Annotated in this window: 12 protein-coding genes; 6 read left to right on the top strand and 6 right to left on the bottom strand. The window is 43.1% G+C overall.

Annotation, left to right across the window (positions count from 1 at the left end; all coding sequences use genetic code 11):
- Positions 1 to 424: 424 nt before the first annotated feature.
- Positions 425 to 1,459: a Kelch repeat-containing protein gene (locus tag BUB16_RS16375; protein WP_073067055.1), complete on the top strand. Its 1,035-nt coding sequence runs from the start codon at positions 425 to 427 to the stop codon at positions 1,457 to 1,459.
- A 369-nt stretch (positions 1,460 to 1,828) separates the two neighbouring features.
- On the opposite strand, the gene BUB16_RS16370 is transcribed toward BUB16_RS16375, so the two are convergent.
- A complete protein-coding gene (locus tag BUB16_RS16370) occupies positions 1,829 to 2,104 on the bottom strand; it encodes a DUF4242 domain-containing protein (protein WP_073067032.1) in 276 nt (91 codons plus the stop codon).
- A 130-nt stretch (positions 2,105 to 2,234) separates the two neighbouring features.
- Here BUB16_RS16370 and BUB16_RS16365 point away from each other — a divergent pair, with 130 nt between their 5' ends.
- The 5 genes from BUB16_RS16365 to BUB16_RS16345 all read left to right on the top strand — a co-directional run bounded on the left by BUB16_RS16365 (position 2,235) and on the right by BUB16_RS16345 (position 6,810).
- Positions 2,235 to 3,254, top strand: coding sequence for a GlxA family transcriptional regulator (locus BUB16_RS16365; protein ID WP_073067029.1), 1,020 nt, complete (start codon positions 2,235 to 2,237; stop codon positions 3,252 to 3,254).
- Between the two features lie 294 nt (positions 3,255 to 3,548).
- On the top strand, positions 3,549 to 4,316 hold the full coding sequence (locus BUB16_RS16360) for a DUF932 domain-containing protein (protein WP_073067026.1): 768 nt from the start codon (positions 3,549 to 3,551) through the stop codon (positions 4,314 to 4,316).
- Positions 4,317 to 4,543: 227 nt separating this feature from the next.
- Positions 4,544 to 5,485, top strand: a complete 942-nt coding sequence (locus BUB16_RS16355; RefSeq protein ID WP_073067023.1) for a YqaJ viral recombinase family nuclease — start codon at positions 4,544 to 4,546, stop codon at positions 5,483 to 5,485.
- Positions 5,486 to 5,518: 33 nt separating this feature from the next.
- Entirely contained in the window at positions 5,519 to 6,040 is a 522-nt protein-coding gene (locus tag BUB16_RS16350; protein ID WP_073067021.1) for a phage replication initiation protein, NGO0469 family, read from the top strand.
- A gap of 299 nt (positions 6,041 to 6,339) precedes the next feature.
- A complete protein-coding gene (locus tag BUB16_RS16345) occupies positions 6,340 to 6,810 on the top strand; it encodes a JAB domain-containing protein (protein ID WP_073067018.1) in 471 nt (156 codons plus the stop codon).
- 61 nt (positions 6,811 to 6,871) lie between these two features.
- Here BUB16_RS16345 and BUB16_RS16340 read toward each other — a convergent pair whose 3' ends face one another.
- The 5 genes from BUB16_RS16340 to BUB16_RS16320 all read right to left on the bottom strand — a co-directional run bounded on the left by BUB16_RS16340 (position 6,872) and on the right by BUB16_RS16320 (position 15,622).
- Positions 6,872 to 8,347 carry a type I restriction-modification system subunit M gene (locus BUB16_RS16340; RefSeq protein WP_073067015.1) on the bottom strand — a complete coding sequence of 492 codons (1,476 nt, stop codon included), beginning with the start codon at positions 8,345 to 8,347 and terminating at the stop codon, positions 6,872 to 6,874.
- Between the two features lie 17 nt (positions 8,348 to 8,364).
- Positions 8,365 to 9,963 carry a hypothetical protein gene (locus tag BUB16_RS16335; protein ID WP_073067012.1) on the bottom strand — a complete coding sequence of 533 codons (1,599 nt, stop codon included), beginning with the start codon at positions 9,961 to 9,963 and terminating at the stop codon, positions 8,365 to 8,367.
- Between the two features lie 15 nt (positions 9,964 to 9,978).
- Positions 9,979 to 11,385, bottom strand: a complete 1,407-nt coding sequence (locus BUB16_RS16330; protein ID WP_073067009.1) for a restriction endonuclease subunit S — start codon at positions 11,383 to 11,385, stop codon at positions 9,979 to 9,981.
- Between the two features lie 10 nt (positions 11,386 to 11,395).
- Positions 11,396 to 12,751, bottom strand: coding sequence for a hypothetical protein (locus BUB16_RS16325; RefSeq protein ID WP_073067006.1), 1,356 nt, complete (start codon positions 12,749 to 12,751; stop codon positions 11,396 to 11,398).
- 126 nt (positions 12,752 to 12,877) lie between these two features.
- Complete coding sequence (locus BUB16_RS16320) at positions 12,878 to 15,622, bottom strand: type I restriction endonuclease subunit R (protein WP_073067003.1); 2,745 nt, start codon at positions 15,620 to 15,622, stop codon at positions 12,878 to 12,880.
- Positions 15,623 to 16,094 lie beyond the last annotated feature (472 nt).

Raw genomic sequence — 16,094 nt, 5'->3', positions numbered from 1 at the left:
TGGACAGTATGCTGGATAAACTGGAACTGGACAAAGAGGAAATCGTTGAAGAAATTCTCTGATGAGACGGTTATGAACAGCGAGCTGCTGGCTTTCTTGTCCCCAACAAAAAACTAGCATGCCCGCTGAGCCACTACGCGGTTTGAACTTGCTACATTTTGGTGGACACCTGGTTAAGGTATACATTACGATTATCGAATTAACCATACCAAGAGTAAAAAACAAACACGAAAAACTTATACTGCTGAATTTAAATTAGACGTTGTCAATCAAAGTGAACAAGCTGGATAAGGAGTTTGAGTTCGATGAGGAGTAGCGAACTACTACGACATGACAAACAACGATCAACCAATGCGTTTTCAACGATGAAATTAAAAAGCGATAACAGGACAAGGATCTGATGGAAATTCAAACCTGGACATTTATGAATAAAACTCATTGCAAAGCCTGCTTGGTCATTATTACAGGATGGATCCTCTTTACCGGTTGTACGAACCAGCAGCCGGATCAGGTGGAAATCGACTGGATTCAGGTGACGGAACAGGCGGAGTGGCAGCCAAGAGATTCTGCTGCAGAATACGCGCATGACGGTAAATTATGGATTCTCGGCGGCTGGTTTACGCCACAGGACTCTAACCCAAGAGACATCTGGAGTTCAACAGACGGTTCCAGCTGGGAAATGGTATCCGAAAAGGTACCTATGGAATATACGGACTTGCCGGGCTCACTGGTCTTTCAAAACAGGTTGTGGCTACTCGGCGGGCGGAAACTCCCTGGAACGGATGTAACCAATGAAGTCTGGTCGTCCCCGGATGGCCAATCCTGGATTTTGGAAGGGCATGCGTCCTGGAGTCCCAGGCTTGCACCGGGTTTCGCTGTGTTCAGGGACAAAATGTGGATTCTGGGCGGAACGGAAGACTTCTATCAGAATAATGAGGGAACATTGTTCAATGACGTCTGGTCATCACGGGATGGGAAGGAATGGAACTTGGAGACCGGTAATGCATCATGGCCGGCACGAACTCACGGACAGGCCATCGCATTTGACGGGAAGCTATGGGTGATGGGAGGCGGGCAGCGAGCCCCAGATGTGGTTGCCAGAAATGATGTCTGGTCCTCAGAGGATGGGGTCCACTGGACATTGGTGACGGAATCAGCCGATTGGGATCCGCGGCTTTGGTTTTCTCTCGTCGTTTATCGGGATCATATGTGGGTACTCGGCGGCTGGTCAGATGTTCAGGGAAATTTTGGTGATGTCTGGTATTCGAAGGATGGCAGAAACTGGACGGAGCTCGAGACAGAAACGATCTGGACACCGCGTCACGAACACTCTTCATATGTTTTTGACGACAAAATTTGGGTGGCCGGCGGGGCTGCAGGAACGGATAACATACTGGACAGTGAGGTCTGGCAGTTGTCCATCCCCGAAGGTTGGCTGGAGAATCACGGTGGCCGGTAGAAACCCCATTCTGTCGTTGTTTCCGCCGGCTGTCGATACTGTTCTGCTGCCGTTCCGGGTGGATATATCAACTGCATACCGCCAGCGCCTGCCTTCTACGTTGGACTACCGCACGCCAGCGGAAATGCAAGATTATTTAACCCAACAACAAGAACTGGCTGCATGATCTGGCTTAACTTACTGTCCATTTTTTGTAGCAATTCCACAGCATAACCACGCCATCAAGCGGACGCACCTCGCCCCTGGCCTTGCTTGGTTTGAAGATTAAAGTTACTATTTAATTCATCAACAATTTCGGAAAGTGCATTGCGCCGCTTATCCCGTAGGCCGTTATACTGCAGACCAGATCTGATCAATGACAACAATGATCTAGCTTTCTCCGGTAGTCGGGTCAATCATGGTTTCAACCTCCGTGATTTCAAGTATTGACGCTCCGCTTATTTTTGCGTGTTCATGAATGATATCTTCGTTTTTGGCAATATAGACACAGTGTGTTCCATTTTCTCTAACATAACTGTGCTGCCATTGTATATCGGGACCGAGTTTATTCAATACTCGGTTTGAATCTTTGGCTACCTTTTGCTGCTCTTCTTCTGACATGTTTCCTATTCCGGGTATATCGCGTTTGATTACGTATTTTGGCATAATCTTAAACTTTTATTTATCATTTCTGTTTGATGATTCATTATCGTATAGCTAATATGAATACACATCAGAATTAAAAAAAGAGGCAGAATTGACTAATTAGCATGGTGATTTTGCCAAATCTAATTATATGCGTGAAGTCGTCGTTATTTTTCTTGAGGGCGGAACACCTTCAACAGCAGTCACTCCGGTAGAAATACTGAGTAGTGCGGGTTATCTGTATGAAGCTTTACAGGGCAAGGAGGGAGAACGAAAGTTTAATGTTCGAACGGCTTCTCTGAGTGGAGAAAGCGTCCAAACCCTGTCAGCCCTAAAACTAGATCCCGATTATTCTATTGAGGAAATAGAATCCGCCGACTTGATGGTTGTTGCCGCAGGTGGTGGCGATCTTGACATTGAATGCGAGCGGAATGCTAAACTCCCACCCCTACTTTGCGAAGCCTATGAGAATGGTACAGCGATTGCTGGGGTGTGTTCAGGTGTAGTACAGCTTGCCGAAGCCGGGCTTTTGGATGGACGTCCGGCTACCACGCACTGGGCACTGGTGGATGATTGCAGGAAGCGCTATCCGAAGGTAGATTGGCAGCCGGAACGCTATGTAACAGAATCGGATCGCGTTTTTTGCAGCGGCGGAGTTTACAGCGGAGTAGATTTATGCCTGTATATCATAGAAAAATATTGTGGCCATCAGATTGCGATGCAGACGGCAAAAGCTCTACTCGTACGAACTCCCCGTGTTTGGCAAGCCGGTTATACCGCTGAAACTCCGCAGATTAATCATGAAGATAAAGAAATTCGAAAGTTGCAGGAATGGTTGTTCAAAAACTACAGCAAAAATATAAAGGTAGCTGATTTAGCTGATCGTGCCAATATGAGTCAACGTAATTTTATGCGTCGCTTTAAAGCGGCAACCGGCGAAACCCCTATTAACTATGTACAACGATTGCGAATTAACGCAGCCAGGCATTTGCTTGAAAATGACCTGAAAACAGTCCGGGAGGTATGTCGAAAAATTGGGTATGAAGATTTGAATTTCTTCCGCAAACTTTTCAAGCGTTATACAGGTTTGACTCCCTCAACCTATCGGGACCGGTTTTCTGTCAATTCGCCTGATGGTGTTACATATGGCAGGCGAACACATCATCATTGAGCACAGTATTTTTTTAAAAAATTAAACCAATAAAAGTTGCAGTATAACCTCTTCAAAAAGGCAAATGTCAAGCAGATAGTCCTCACCCCGCTATTTGTTTATTTATTTAAATCTTCGTTTCAAACCTATCGCTGGCAATCAGGTTTAGGTTATCACGGTTGGATTACCTTTTCTTCTTTAGTAATTCCTTGTATGCCCTTCTGATCCTAAGAATATCCCAAATCTTGGTATAAGAATAATGCGACCGGTATAAATCGGCTCAAATGTTACTCTTAACCAACCAAGGAGGTTCTTATGGACTTGAAAGACTTTTGCTTTCCCGTCTCCCAGCGAGCCGTTGCCGTGGATGACTTTTCCGGCAATCTCGTCGACTGGGGCAACGAAAACACCTATCTCACTAATGGCTACAAGAGTATCGTCCGTGACGATACCAACAAAGTCATCAGCATTGTGAAGGATTCCTACCGAATCATTCGCAACAAAACCCTGATAAACGAGCTGCTACAGTTTCTGGCGGCCAGTGGCGAAAATTTCCGCATTGACGACTCTCACTCGTTTGTACAATCCAATCGCATGCGGCTGATGGTGACCTTTCCCAACCTGACCCTGCAGGACTCGGAGTCGGATATCAACCTAAGCCTGTTCTTACATAACAGCTATGACATGTCGGAGGGCGTGCGCTTTTACTTTGGAGCGATCAGGGCAGTGTGCACCAACGGGATGGTCTTCGGGGATATTCTCGGGCGCTACTACTCCAAGCATACCTCGGGGTTTAGCCTGGAGGATTTTGCTGAGAAGTTAGACGAAGCCAAAGCCCATTTTCCGGCCATTCAACGGCGCATCGATACCCTCGAGCACGTCCCCGCTAACGGGGAGCTTGTGGAGGGCGTTGCAGACAAGATCTCCAAACGCCTAGCCGACCAGATCCTGGCGGAGATGGACGTGAATCGCATCTCCCAGTGGCAGCTGCTCAACCGCGTGACCAACTACATCAGCCATGAGGTTGACAAGCCCCACCGGGCCCGCCACCAGCGCAGCGTCTCGCAGCTGTTTGGGCTGTAGGGGTGATCATGAGCTTAGGTAAACTGATCATCAAAATTATCATCATCATAACCAGAAGATAACCATATGAAAGACCTCATCGACTCTGCCACGGAGTTTATCCGTGATGTCCTGCGTGTTGTGCTCTTAGATGAGCAGCCGGATAGCGACGATAACGAGAAGGGCCGCCAATAAGGCGGCCTTTTTTATTGGAATAACCAAATATGAACCCTTTAACACCAAAACCTATGTATACCCAATCTAACTTAGAATCTGAGGAAATTCCCAGCGAAGCGTGGGTCAAGGAGCGCCGAAATTACATCGGAGGCAGTGATGTGGCGGCCATATTGCAACAAAGCTCCTTTAAAACCCCACTGCAGGTATGGCTCCGCAAACAAGGCGTGATCGACCCCACCCAAAGCACTCCTATCATGGAGTTCGGCAACGTATTCGAGCCGGTTATGGCAAGCTACTTCGAGGATATCACCGGCCTGAAAACCCGGCGGGTAAACAAACCTTTCGTCCACGAGGAGCATGAGTTTCTCCGGGCCAACATTGACCGGCAGATCTTGAACACAGATGGTGTACCCGGTACCGGCGTGCTAGAACTCAAGACGACCAACAGTCACCGGCTTAATGCGCTGGGCGGGCAGTATCCGCTCGAATGGGAATTCCAGATCCAGCACTACCTGGGTCTTACCGGCTACCAGTATGGGTATCTGTTCATCTACGAACGAGACACCTGCGAGTTCTACGAGCCTATCCTGGTAGAACGTAACGAGGAGTTCATTACCGAAAACACCCAGCAACTCATCGAGTGGTGGCAAGCTCACATGGTAGAGGGCAATCGCCCCGATCCCACAAGTGAGGAAGACCTACTGATCCTCTACCCGGACTCCTCAGACGGTAAGGTCGTGGAAGCCAGCCCAACCACTCAAAAGCTCTACGAGGAGCTTAAGCAGGTGCGCGGGGAGAAGTCCAAGCTCGAAGACCGGGAAACGGAGCTAAAGAACCAGCTCAAGGAAGAGATTGGGGATGGGGAGCGCCTCGTCTACGGCGGGCACACACTCATCACCTGGAAATCCCACACTAGCCGCAGACTGGATACCTCCAAGCTCCGCGAGGAGCAGCCCGGGGTCTACGCCGACTACCAAACCAAGAGCTCCTACCGGCGATTTTCCATCAAATAATTATAATTCAATAAAACTTACAAGGAGGCCATTATGGCTTTAGTAATCAAAGAACAAGACAAAGACTACCCCATACCCCCGGAAGGAATCATCGACGCCGTCTGTGTGGACGTAGTGGATATCGGGAAAGTGGAAACCCCTTGGGGCCCCAAGGAGAAAATCACAATCATGTTTGAACTAGGCGCCCAGGACACCGAGGGAAACCGCTACGTTGTTGGCAAACGCTACACGAAGTCCCTCAACGAGAAATCCAATCTGCGGGGGGACCTGGAGCGGTGGCGCAGCCGCAAATTCAAGCCGCAGGAACTCAAAAACGGCTTTGACCTGGAATCCCTTATTGGGGTAAGCGCAATCGTGTATATCTCCCATAACGAGACCGACAAGCGAACCTATGCAAACATTGAATCCATCCTGCCGCCCCAGCGAGGCCCCGACGGCCAGCCCCAGTGGCTAGCCACCCGGCCCAGCGGGGACTACGTGCGCGTTACCCAGCGCGAGGGCTACCAGGAGCCCGAGGAATACGCGGAGACCGTAAACGCAGAGAGCGAGGCCTGAGCGCACATAGGCCAAACAGTAAAAGGAGTGGCCGGAAGGCTGCTCCTTTTTTAATGCTAACCCTATACAAGCGAGGTATTAATGATCGATTTACTGGTGGGCTTCCTAGAAGCTCTGAAATACCATCACATCCAGCCTGGGTTAATAGGCGAAGTGGAGACTAACCTGGGAGTCATCTGGTTCGAGGATGAATCAGGGATCACCTATTGCGTAAGTATCCAAACCGTAGAACATAAGGGGGATGAGTCCTGCTGATAAACAAGAATTCCAATACCAAGATTAACGGAGGTACCATTACTATGAGTGACAATACAACCATTGAACCCTCACCGTCACTGGCGGAGGTGAAACTCTCCTACAAATCCAAAAAACCAACGGGTTCCTTCCCGCAAGTGACCTCACCCGACGAGGCCGAACAGGTTCTTCGGCAGGTGTGGAATAACGATCATATCCAGCTTCGAGAGGAATTTGTAGTTTTACTTCTCAACAATAATAAACACTGTATCGGCTGGAGTAAAATATCATCTGGTGGAACTACAGCTACCATTGTAGATCCCTCTGCTATCTTTCAAGTGGCTTTGCTGGCAAATGCCACTTCGATCGTTGTGGCCCATAACCACCCCAGCGGAAACCTTGATCCTTCCAAAGCCGATAAAACGCTGACACAGCGGATCAAGAAGTCCGGGGACATGCTGGGCATTACCCTGGAGGATCACATAATATTGACGGCCGATGGCTATGTTTCTTTTCGGGCAAAGGGCTTACTATAACCGGCTACGGCCGGGAAAGAGGAGGGGGACCTTCTCTTTTAGGTTGAAAAGTTCCATTTTTTTATTCTTCCAACTCTTCTACAATTTGACGAAAACTTTCCAACCCAGCTTCTAAGTTCTCGACAATGTCTCCAGCTAATACCTCAGGTTCCGGAAGGTTTTCCAGATCAGTAAGACTATCATCTTTTATCCAGGTGATATCCAAGCTGGTTTTATCCCTATTGATGATCTCTTCATAAGAGTATTTTCGCCAGCGGCCGTCTTCATTGTCTTCACCCCATGTTTCTTCCCGCTTGTGACGTTTCCCCGGCTTATAGCACTCGATAAAATCTTTCAGGTGCTCGTAAGTCATCGGTTTACGCTTCAGCGTATGATGGACGTTAGTGCGATAATCGTAGATCCATACCTCTTTGGTTTGAGCTTCTTTGGAAGCCGGTTTGGCATCGAAGAAAATCACATTCGCCTTAACACCATTAGCATAGAAAATGCCTGTTGGTAGACGCAGTATGGTATGCAGATCCGTGGTATCAAGCAGTTTTTTACGGACCGTCTCACCAGATCCGCCTTCAAACAAGACGTTATCTGGAACAACAACAGCCGCCTGACCGGTATTTTTGAGAATCGTTTTGATATGCTGAATAAAGTTAAGCTGTTTGTTAGAGCTGGTAGTCCAGAAATCCTGACGATTGTACGTCAGCTTCTCTTTGCTTTGAGTACCATCTTCATTGGTAATGGTAATACTGCTTTTCTTGCCGAAAGGTGGATTAGCCAATACGTAATCAAAGCGATCTCCAGGATCAGAAATAAGGCTATCTTCCCGTTCAATAGGTGGCTCGGATGTTAGATCACCGATATTGTGCAGGAAGAGGTTCATCAAGCACATCCGAGCAGTATTAGCTACGATCTCCCAACCTTTGAAGGTATTATACTTTAAAAACTCCTTTTGCTCTTTATCTGGATTGTAATTCTCTAAAATGTAATCATAGGAAGCCAGGAAAAATCCGCCGGTACCACAAGCGGGATCTCCAATAGTTTTCATAGGTTCGGGCTGAACGCATTCCACCATTGCTTTAATCAGTGGACGCGGTGTAAAATATTGACCAGCTCCGCTTTTTGTATCTTCGGCATTCTTCTCCAGCAGACCTTCATAGATATCGCCTTTTACATCGGCTCCAAGCATGACCCAATCTTCACCGTCAATCATTTGAATAAGCTTGTAGAGCTTAGCCGGATCGGTAATTTTGTTTTGTGCCTTGACGAAGATCTGGCCAATCATGCCTTCTTTTTGACCTAACTCTCGAAGTAGTGTTACGTAGTGCTGCTCTAACTCTGAGCCGCTCTTTTCTGTTAGGCTTTTCCAGTTATATTCCTCAGGAATATGCGTATCTCTGTTATACGGTGGCTGGCTGTATTCCCAGGCCATTTTCAGGAATAGGAGATAGGTAATCTGTTCCAGATAATCGCCGTAACCAACCCCGTCATCTCTGAGTGTATCGCAAAAATTCCAAACCTTCTGTACAATTCCGTTTGTTGTCATTTTCAAATAATTTAATATTAAACTTCTTCTTTCAGTTCACCAGTATCCAGATCGAACTGCTGATAATAAATTGGTAGCTCAAACCTTTCTTTTAGCATTGCCATATAACGCTCAGTAAATCGGTCAACCTCATTCGGAGTTACGATTACTAATTTTAGCCTTTTTTCATGCTTATTCCTTTTCCAATATGCATACTCCAAAAGTTGCCCTAAAGCAGCTCTTATCCCTTTTCGGGCACTGTGAGTTTTAATCTCGTAATAAATTATCTCATCTCGTTTTTCATGGACTAAGTCAATCGACCTTCTACCAAGCTCCCGCTCAGGAATAATAGCATCCCTACTTGATTTTATTGTATTTAGATACTTCTCAAGCTGTTTGCTGATTTGAGCATGCCAATTGCTAATTTCATATGAGCCTGGAGTACGTGTCCCAGTTGAAGTCCCGGTGTTACCCCGACTCCTGCCAGTATCTCCCAAATCTAACTTATTGCCATCATCTTCTTTGGCTTGGTCAAAGCCCTTAGCATTTAAAGTTCCACTATATAATTCATAACGGTGATACCTATTAGTATCTAAATCGATTCGCGGTAACTGATCGTTATCAGGAAAAGTTACATCCGTTACCTTAAATCGGATATTTATAAATGAAACTTCAAATAGATCAGAAAACTTTTTTTTAATTTTGTCACTGGTCTTTTTTTCATTGATTCTGCTTAATACTTCATTCCTAAAGCTAAGCTCTTCTTGAATTTGGGATGCTGTGTCACCATCCAGTATTTCTACATTCTTCAGGTGACCCACATAGTAGGGTATAGTACTGGACGGTGTATTTTCTAAAGTGAAAAGATCAATGTCTATCGGGGAATCCTTAGAAGAAAGATTTTTTGCTTCAAGATACCCATATTGATAGTTGCCGACTTTAAGCTGGTCCGAAAATAACCATTCGTCAATGCCCAGCCCGATAAACCCTTCAAAAGTGTTTTTGTTGGTGCTTTTCCCCTTACGACCACTTGGCTCTGTCCACCCATTCGTATTCCAACAGATCCGAGTAAAATAGCTCTCCCTCTCATTGATTACTGCATCAACAATATCTTCATAGATCAATTCATGATCATAGATAAAATTTGCTGTTATTGCGACTAATTGATTCCAATCATAATTTTCTAATTCATCCAATGAAATCTTTTTCCTGTATTTGTATCCCGATTCTGTTCTTGTAAGAGAATGGGCTATGTCTAATTGCCTCTCATTTAGTTCTTCAGGTGTTTCAAACTGGTAATCTATTTTAAATTGGAGAAAAGGATCTTCGGTTTCGGTAGTATTAATACCTATCGTGAAATAAACTTCAGTAAGGAGGCTTTCGGGAGCATATATCCTTCCCCAGGCATAAGGCCGAAATCTCCATCCTCTTTCCCCACCTTTTTTTAGCCAATTTTTCTTAGCATTTGACTCCATTCCAACTCTTTTAGCCGCTGATTCACACCAATATTTAGTTTTGCTAAAAGGACCTTTTTTTAGCTGTTCTCCCGCCTCAGCGTGTACCGTATTAGATTTGTCGTAATCGACACTCCCCCACTTGCTTACTAATTTTAGGTCTTCCGTAGTAAAAAAGTCCATAGTACTTTTTGTTGATCAGTTAATTAGCTTCCCTTCAAATGCTCTTTTAAGAATACTTTGGCGTAATGCTTTAGATTTTTGAAGCTCTTGTTCTATCGTATTTAAGTTTTGATCGACTACGGATAGTCGAGATTCTAATTCATTGACAATTTGAAATTGTTCTTTGGGTGAGCAATAAGGAATAGTAAGATTCTCTAAAATTGTCAGATTAATATTTTTTTGTGCTGTTGCTGGTGCATAGGCTTCTAATCTCTTCTGAATGGCATGGAAGTAATAGTAAATAAATTCCTTGTTGATAATGTTATTATGCCCTGTAAATCCAACAACACTATCAGGAAAACAAGCATCAAATTTTAAAAAAGCGGTTTCTGCTATATTTGCAGCAATTGTTATGCAAAGGGTTCCAGATGGCCACAATTTGCTTTGTTCTAAACCAAAATCGTTGTAGCACTTATTATACTCAGTCACATATTTGTTCGCATTTCTAACTTGCCCAGTTTGGATAAAAGGATATTGGCCATCTTTGAATAATTTTTCATCACTTCTTGGTCGGTGCCTTGATCTCCCTCTTCCAAGTTCACCTAAATAATACAATTGATGATAAAACCAGTCATCCTGAATATTCGGCAATTCCTCTAACTCATCATCTTCTAAAGGATCTAAATCCTTAGGCTTTCTCGGTTTCCTAGGCTTTTGCCCAGGCTCACCCTGTTCCTTCCACTCCTCAACTTCCTGCTGCCATTCCTTAAGCTGTTGTTCTCGGTACTTTTTACGTTCTTCCTCTATTTGCTGCTTCAATTCCTCCGGAGTGGGCAAATCATTCTGCTGCTCTCGCCACCCTTTAGTCAGCTTCCCTTCAAAAGCGGCTTTAAGCACAGACTGCTTATACGTTTCAAGTTGTTGTTTGGCTTTCTTGAGGTTTTTGATGCCGTTGTCGAGGTCAGAGAAGAGTTCTTCAATTTTTTCGACAATGCGGTGTTGGGTAGGGAGTGGGGGGACTGGGACTGTTAATTGCTTCAATTCATTTAATGAAATTCCTAACACTGTGGTCCCACTTGATTTTTTTTCAACCTCATTGATTTGTGATTTGAAATAATAATGAAGAAACATTTTATCAATGTCTCCATTAACATCTACAATTTTCAAATCTTGATTAATAGCACAATCAATTTTGCTGATTATAGATTTACCAGGAGAAATTCGAGTAATTAGAATTAAATCACCAGCAGAACACACTTTTGTTGAACTGTTTTTAACCCCCTCTTGTGTAATTTTGGATTCAGTTTTTTCAAGATAATCTCCTTTGATGTCCTTAACGGATGCCCAAGGTATATTTCCATTCCAAAAACTCGGGTTTTGTTTTGAAGGAGTACCACCACCTTTGAAGCTTACTATTTCACCAAGATTTTCCGTTTCCCACATAATCCAATCTTTAATTGTCTAAAAGAGACTTTTCTTCCCTGATTTCCATATCGAAATAATTGCCTGAGTACCCTAAGACACTTATTACTATTCGATCTAAAAAATGTCTCATGAATAAAAATGACTCCGTATTATCCTCATCTTCTGGAAATAGTGAGCTATGAGCAAGACTATCTCGATTGTAAACAAATCGTTTTATTTCATCGTCAGTTACCGGACAATCAAATTCCTTTCTCAACCTTTTTAATTTCCAGTCTAATGGGCGTCTATTAAATCCCTTGATTTTTGAAAGCATCACATAAACATACGATTCCTTAATTTTGTCAAACACTATCTCAAGAATTGCTTTTACACCTTTTTTTAGTTTTGGTAGTTGCTTTCTGAATACTTTTTCATCTAAAAATCTATCGCGACCCTCACTAATGGCCCAACGTGAACTTATGCTTTCTGTTAATGCTGCTATGTTTAAGCACCGAGTTTCGATATAGCTGTTCATGAAGGTGTCTGCGTAGCCATAAAGAAATCTACGTAGATCAAAAACTTTTTCGTACTTGTCATATGCTAGCCACGCAGATTTTAAGAAACTTTCAGTATCTCCTGGCAGGTCCTTGATAAGATTGGTTTCATGAAAGTATCTTGATTGAGCATTTCCATGAAGTTCATAAACGACCTTTCCATCAGTATTTATAACTCTACAGGAGCCCCAATTAATAAATGTACTCCTTGCCACTGAAAGCAATTGGCACAATTTTCTAACCTTTTCGAAAGTTGAATCATAATCAGTCTGATTACTAACTTTTGTTGAAAGTGTAGATGTTTTTAAAACGCCTCCCTGCCTCTTTAAAAGTTGCTTGGTTATAGAATAGTCCTTGGTTTGTTCAATTCTACAATGAAAATCAGAAAAATCAAGTTGTAATATTGATCTTGTAATTTTTTCCCCGTTTTTATTTTCTTCTATTTTAGATTGATTCCCATGAAATAAAAAATTGAAGAGATCAAAATTGGCAGTATATCCTTCTTTTATCTCCTTTTTCCCAATTCGGCACTGTCCCGCATATCCATTCACAAAAACTTTCGAATCTGTTTTTGTGCCACTTGTCGAATCCTTTACGAGTAAATCGGTAACAATAACTTTCCTGCCTTTATCGTCATTTCCTTCAATTCTATCAAATTGTTCAGATTTCATTAAAGAAAATAAATTCAAAGGATCAGTGTTATCACTACTGATTAAATTGAACAGCAGCTTTTCTTCACCCCGTTTCGCAATTTCAAAACTTACTTTTAATTCGTTCTCGTCTTTTAAAAACAGTTTCCCATTTCCTTGGACAATTTTTTCTAAATCACCGTAAAATTGAAACCTCTCCATAACCTCGTCATTAATTGAAACTTAGGCAGTAACTATAATTCATTTGCCTGACCACTTGTTGTCACCCCTTAATCTAATAATAGGCGTTTTATTAGATTAAGAAATCTCTTAGTCTAACAGACATAATTAAGCGACCAACTCCTCATTCATTTCTTCGATTATATCATCCATCTGATCCCCAAAAAGCTTATACATACGTCCTATCCCACCTTGTGCATCAAACGGAGCATAGTCCAGATCATCTTTGGAGAAATGCATGGAAGTAGCAATATGGTTTTTAATCATGCGAAGCCATTCCATCTGTTCTTCATTAAACTTAAGCGGTCCGGCCTGCTTATCGAATACCCAGTCTTGGAAGTTTTTGTCCACCATTTTATCAAAAGGGCGTAACTCACTATCCAGTCCACATACCTTGCGTAGCAGCGCCACCAAGGCCGTCAGTTCCGATTGAGGATCTTTCCCGTTATACTCTTCCAGCTTAGAATAAGCCCTCCAGACATTCAAAGGAGCCAAATTAGGTTTGTCTTGCTTGATTTGTTCCACTACATCCTTAATCATTTGATAGGTCACCTCTTTCATTCGGTGAGGCTGATCGTAGAAAATCTTAAAAGCTATAATTTCATCTTTATTCTCCCGGATATAGTTTTTAAAATCTTCTGTAACGGCTTCTGAAATCTGTTTTTGCTCTTTATCCCATCCTACATTTGTAATCTTATCCCGATTTGTCGTATCAATGATTTGTTCCTTTGTTTTTCGAGCTTCGGTAATATATTCAATCAGTTCTCCCGTAAAGATAGACGAGGCTTTTTCTTTTAATTTTTCCTGTGCCTTTTCCTCATCACCGTCGGTGCCGCCTTCATCTTCCGGTTTCTGGGCAAGTTCTTTAATCTTGTCCGGATTATGCGCATCCAGCAACTTATTTACCACGGTGTTAATAGGTTTACCGGCCAGTTCTTCAAACTTTTCTTTTTGTCGGTCATCCAACTCCTTATTCAACCGAGCCAGTCGATTAGCAGCGGAATCATAAAAATCTTCATCGGCACTACCCATCATAATATGATGCAGTAGGTCTTTTGTATCCACAGATTTATTTTGCTCCAGTGGCCTACTATCTGTTTTTACACTTTTTGTAACGCCCACAGCATCGACAATCACAAAGTGCGTTTTGTCCGTTTTAGCGGATGGGGTAACACGTTCTAAATCTTCTTTTTGCAGGGTCCGGGTTCCTCGTCCCTTCATCTGTTCAAAATAGTTGCGACTTTTTACATCTCGCATGAATAGCAGGCATTCAATAGGTTTTACATCCGTTCCCGTAGCGATCATATCTACCGTCACCGCAATACGCGGATAATATTCATTACGGAACTGCTGAAGCACTGACTTAGGATCTTCCTCCGTCTTATAGGTAACCTTCTTGCAGAAGTCATTACCTTCCCCAAACTCCTCCCGTACTGTTTTAATAATATCACCACAGTGGCTATCAGTTTTAGCGAAGATGAGTGTTTTGGGAACTTCATCTCTGTCGAGAAATATAACAGGCAGATTATCACGAAAAGCTTTGATAATATTTCTGATTTGGCTGGGATTAACGACATCTTTGTCCAGCTGTGATGCAGAATATTCCACATCTTCATCCAGTTGTTCCCAGCGTTTCTTCCGCGTTAACTTTTCCCGCTTTTCAACGTATTCCATGGCCTTAATTTCCTTGCCGTTCTTGGTAATCTCAGTATCAATAGTAAAGACATCATAGCCAACGTTAACACCATCGGCTACGGCCCGTTCATGGGAATATTCACTGACCACGTTTTCTTTAAAATAGCCGAAGGTTCGATTGTCCGGCGTAGCCGTTAATCCTACCTGGAAGGCATCAAAATAATCCAATACCTGTCGCCAGAGGTTATATATAGAACGGTGACATTCATCGATCACAATAAAATCGAAAAACTCAATGGGTACATCTTCATTATAGGCCACTGGTACCGGCTCATTAGGCTGATGTTGCTCATTGGGGCTTTCCTGCTCATTCCATTCATCAAGCTCTTCTCCCTTCAATATGGAGTACATACGCTGAATAGTACTAATACACACCTTGCTGTCGGGAGCAATGTAACTGGAGCGCAGCAGTTGAACTGGATACAGCTCAGTAAATTTCCGATTTTCTCCCGTAGGAGTGTATTTCATAAACTCCTGCTCGGCCTGTTCACCCAAGTTCGTAGTATCCACCAGAAATAAAATACGTCTGGCATCGGCGTATTTCAGTAACCGATAGATTTCAGTGATGGCTGTAAAGGTTTTTCCTGAACCTGTAGCCATTTGAACTAAAGCGCGTGGCCGTCCTTTTTTAAAAGACTGCTCTAAATTTCGGATAGCCGAAATCTGACAGTCCCGAAGTCCATCTGTATTTAGTTCAGGCAAGTCCTGCAGTCGTTCTCTAAGTGTTCTGTCCTGATTTAGCAATTTTTGTAACGTCTTAGGACGGTGAAATGAAAAAACCTCTCTGGAACGCGGCTTGGGATCATTTAAATTCGTAAAACGGGTAATCTCTCCGTTACTTTCATATAGAAATGGAAGTGAGGCTTCACCTATATACTGTAAATCGCTTGAAGAGTACCGATTTGACTGCTCTTCAACCTGTAGTAACCGGTGACCTTCCTCAGCCCGTTTTGCTTCAATGACAGCTGTCGGTGTTTTATCTACAAAAGAAATGTAATCCGCTGGCCCAGAATCAGTCTGATATTCACGAATAGCAACGCCTTTTGACTCATTAAAGTTGATGTTATCCTTGCCTTGGATATCCCATCCGGACTCTTTGAGTTGTTTATCAATTTTTTGTCGCGCCTGCTGTTCCGGCGTAAGATTCTTTGAACTCATTATTATTAGGTTACAGCCTTGATGATATCGGGACCAACGTTTTAAAATTCAATTAACTACAAGGTAGTAAAAAGTTGGGAAATGGCAAGAAGGGACAGCAAATTGGACGGTGCTGACGAATTATGAGTAAACAATTTTTGGTAATTATTTTTCCTAAGGTTTCTGCTTGAGGGAATAGTCAACAGGTTGAATCTCATTCTATGGAGGGCTAAGTATCGATACTACTCGGGTAGATACAACTGTTTCAGATACAGCTTTGGTTGAGCCAGTGATACATAGTTAGTTCGTATTGTATAATTGCAAGAAATCAGTATCTGATAAAACAACTTTTCGCACAAGAATTATACTATTTGAGGATTAGATTTGTGCGAAAATTGAATACAACTGAGAGAAGAGAAATCAAACTTAGCAACCGATTTGTTTTACCAATGTTTTACCAAAAGAAAAGCCGTAAAATGATAACCCCTTATGA

This window comes from Fodinibius roseus (genome assembly GCF_900129315.1).
GTDB classification, from domain to species: domain Bacteria; phylum Bacteroidota; class Rhodothermia; order Balneolales; family Balneolaceae; genus Fodinibius; species Fodinibius roseus.
This window is presented reverse-complemented; position numbering and strand designations above follow the sequence as displayed.

Excerpts from the sequence above, each read along its gene's own strand:
- BUB16_RS16345 (WP_073067018.1), top strand. The coding sequence starts at position 6,340 with ATGAGTGACAATACAACCATTGAACCCTCACCGTCACTGGCGGAGGTG.
- BUB16_RS16355 (WP_073067023.1), top strand. The coding sequence starts at position 4,544 with ATGTATACCCAATCTAACTTAGAATCTGAGGAAATTCCCAGCGAAGCG.
- BUB16_RS16325 (WP_073067006.1), bottom strand. The coding sequence starts at position 12,751 with ATGGAGAGGTTTCAATTTTACGGTGATTTAGAAAAAATTGTCCAAGGA.
- BUB16_RS16375 (WP_073067055.1), top strand. The coding sequence starts at position 425 with ATGAATAAAACTCATTGCAAAGCCTGCTTGGTCATTATTACAGGATGG.
- BUB16_RS16370 (WP_073067032.1), bottom strand. The coding sequence starts at position 2,104 with ATGCCAAAATACGTAATCAAACGCGATATACCCGGAATAGGAAACATG.
- BUB16_RS16335 (WP_073067012.1), bottom strand. The coding sequence starts at position 9,963 with ATGGACTTTTTTACTACGGAAGACCTAAAATTAGTAAGCAAGTGGGGG.
- BUB16_RS16360 (WP_073067026.1), top strand. The coding sequence starts at position 3,549 with ATGGACTTGAAAGACTTTTGCTTTCCCGTCTCCCAGCGAGCCGTTGCC.
- BUB16_RS16340 (WP_073067015.1), bottom strand. The coding sequence starts at position 8,347 with ATGACAACAAACGGAATTGTACAGAAGGTTTGGAATTTTTGCGATACA.
- BUB16_RS16320 (WP_073067003.1), bottom strand. The coding sequence starts at position 15,622 with ATGAGTTCAAAGAATCTTACGCCGGAACAGCAGGCGCGACAAAAAATT.
- BUB16_RS16365 (WP_073067029.1), top strand. The coding sequence starts at position 2,235 with ATGCGTGAAGTCGTCGTTATTTTTCTTGAGGGCGGAACACCTTCAACA.
- BUB16_RS16330 (WP_073067009.1), bottom strand. The coding sequence starts at position 11,385 with ATGTGGGAAACGGAAAATCTTGGTGAAATAGTAAGCTTCAAAGGTGGT.
- BUB16_RS16350 (WP_073067021.1), top strand. The coding sequence starts at position 5,519 with ATGGCTTTAGTAATCAAAGAACAAGACAAAGACTACCCCATACCCCCG.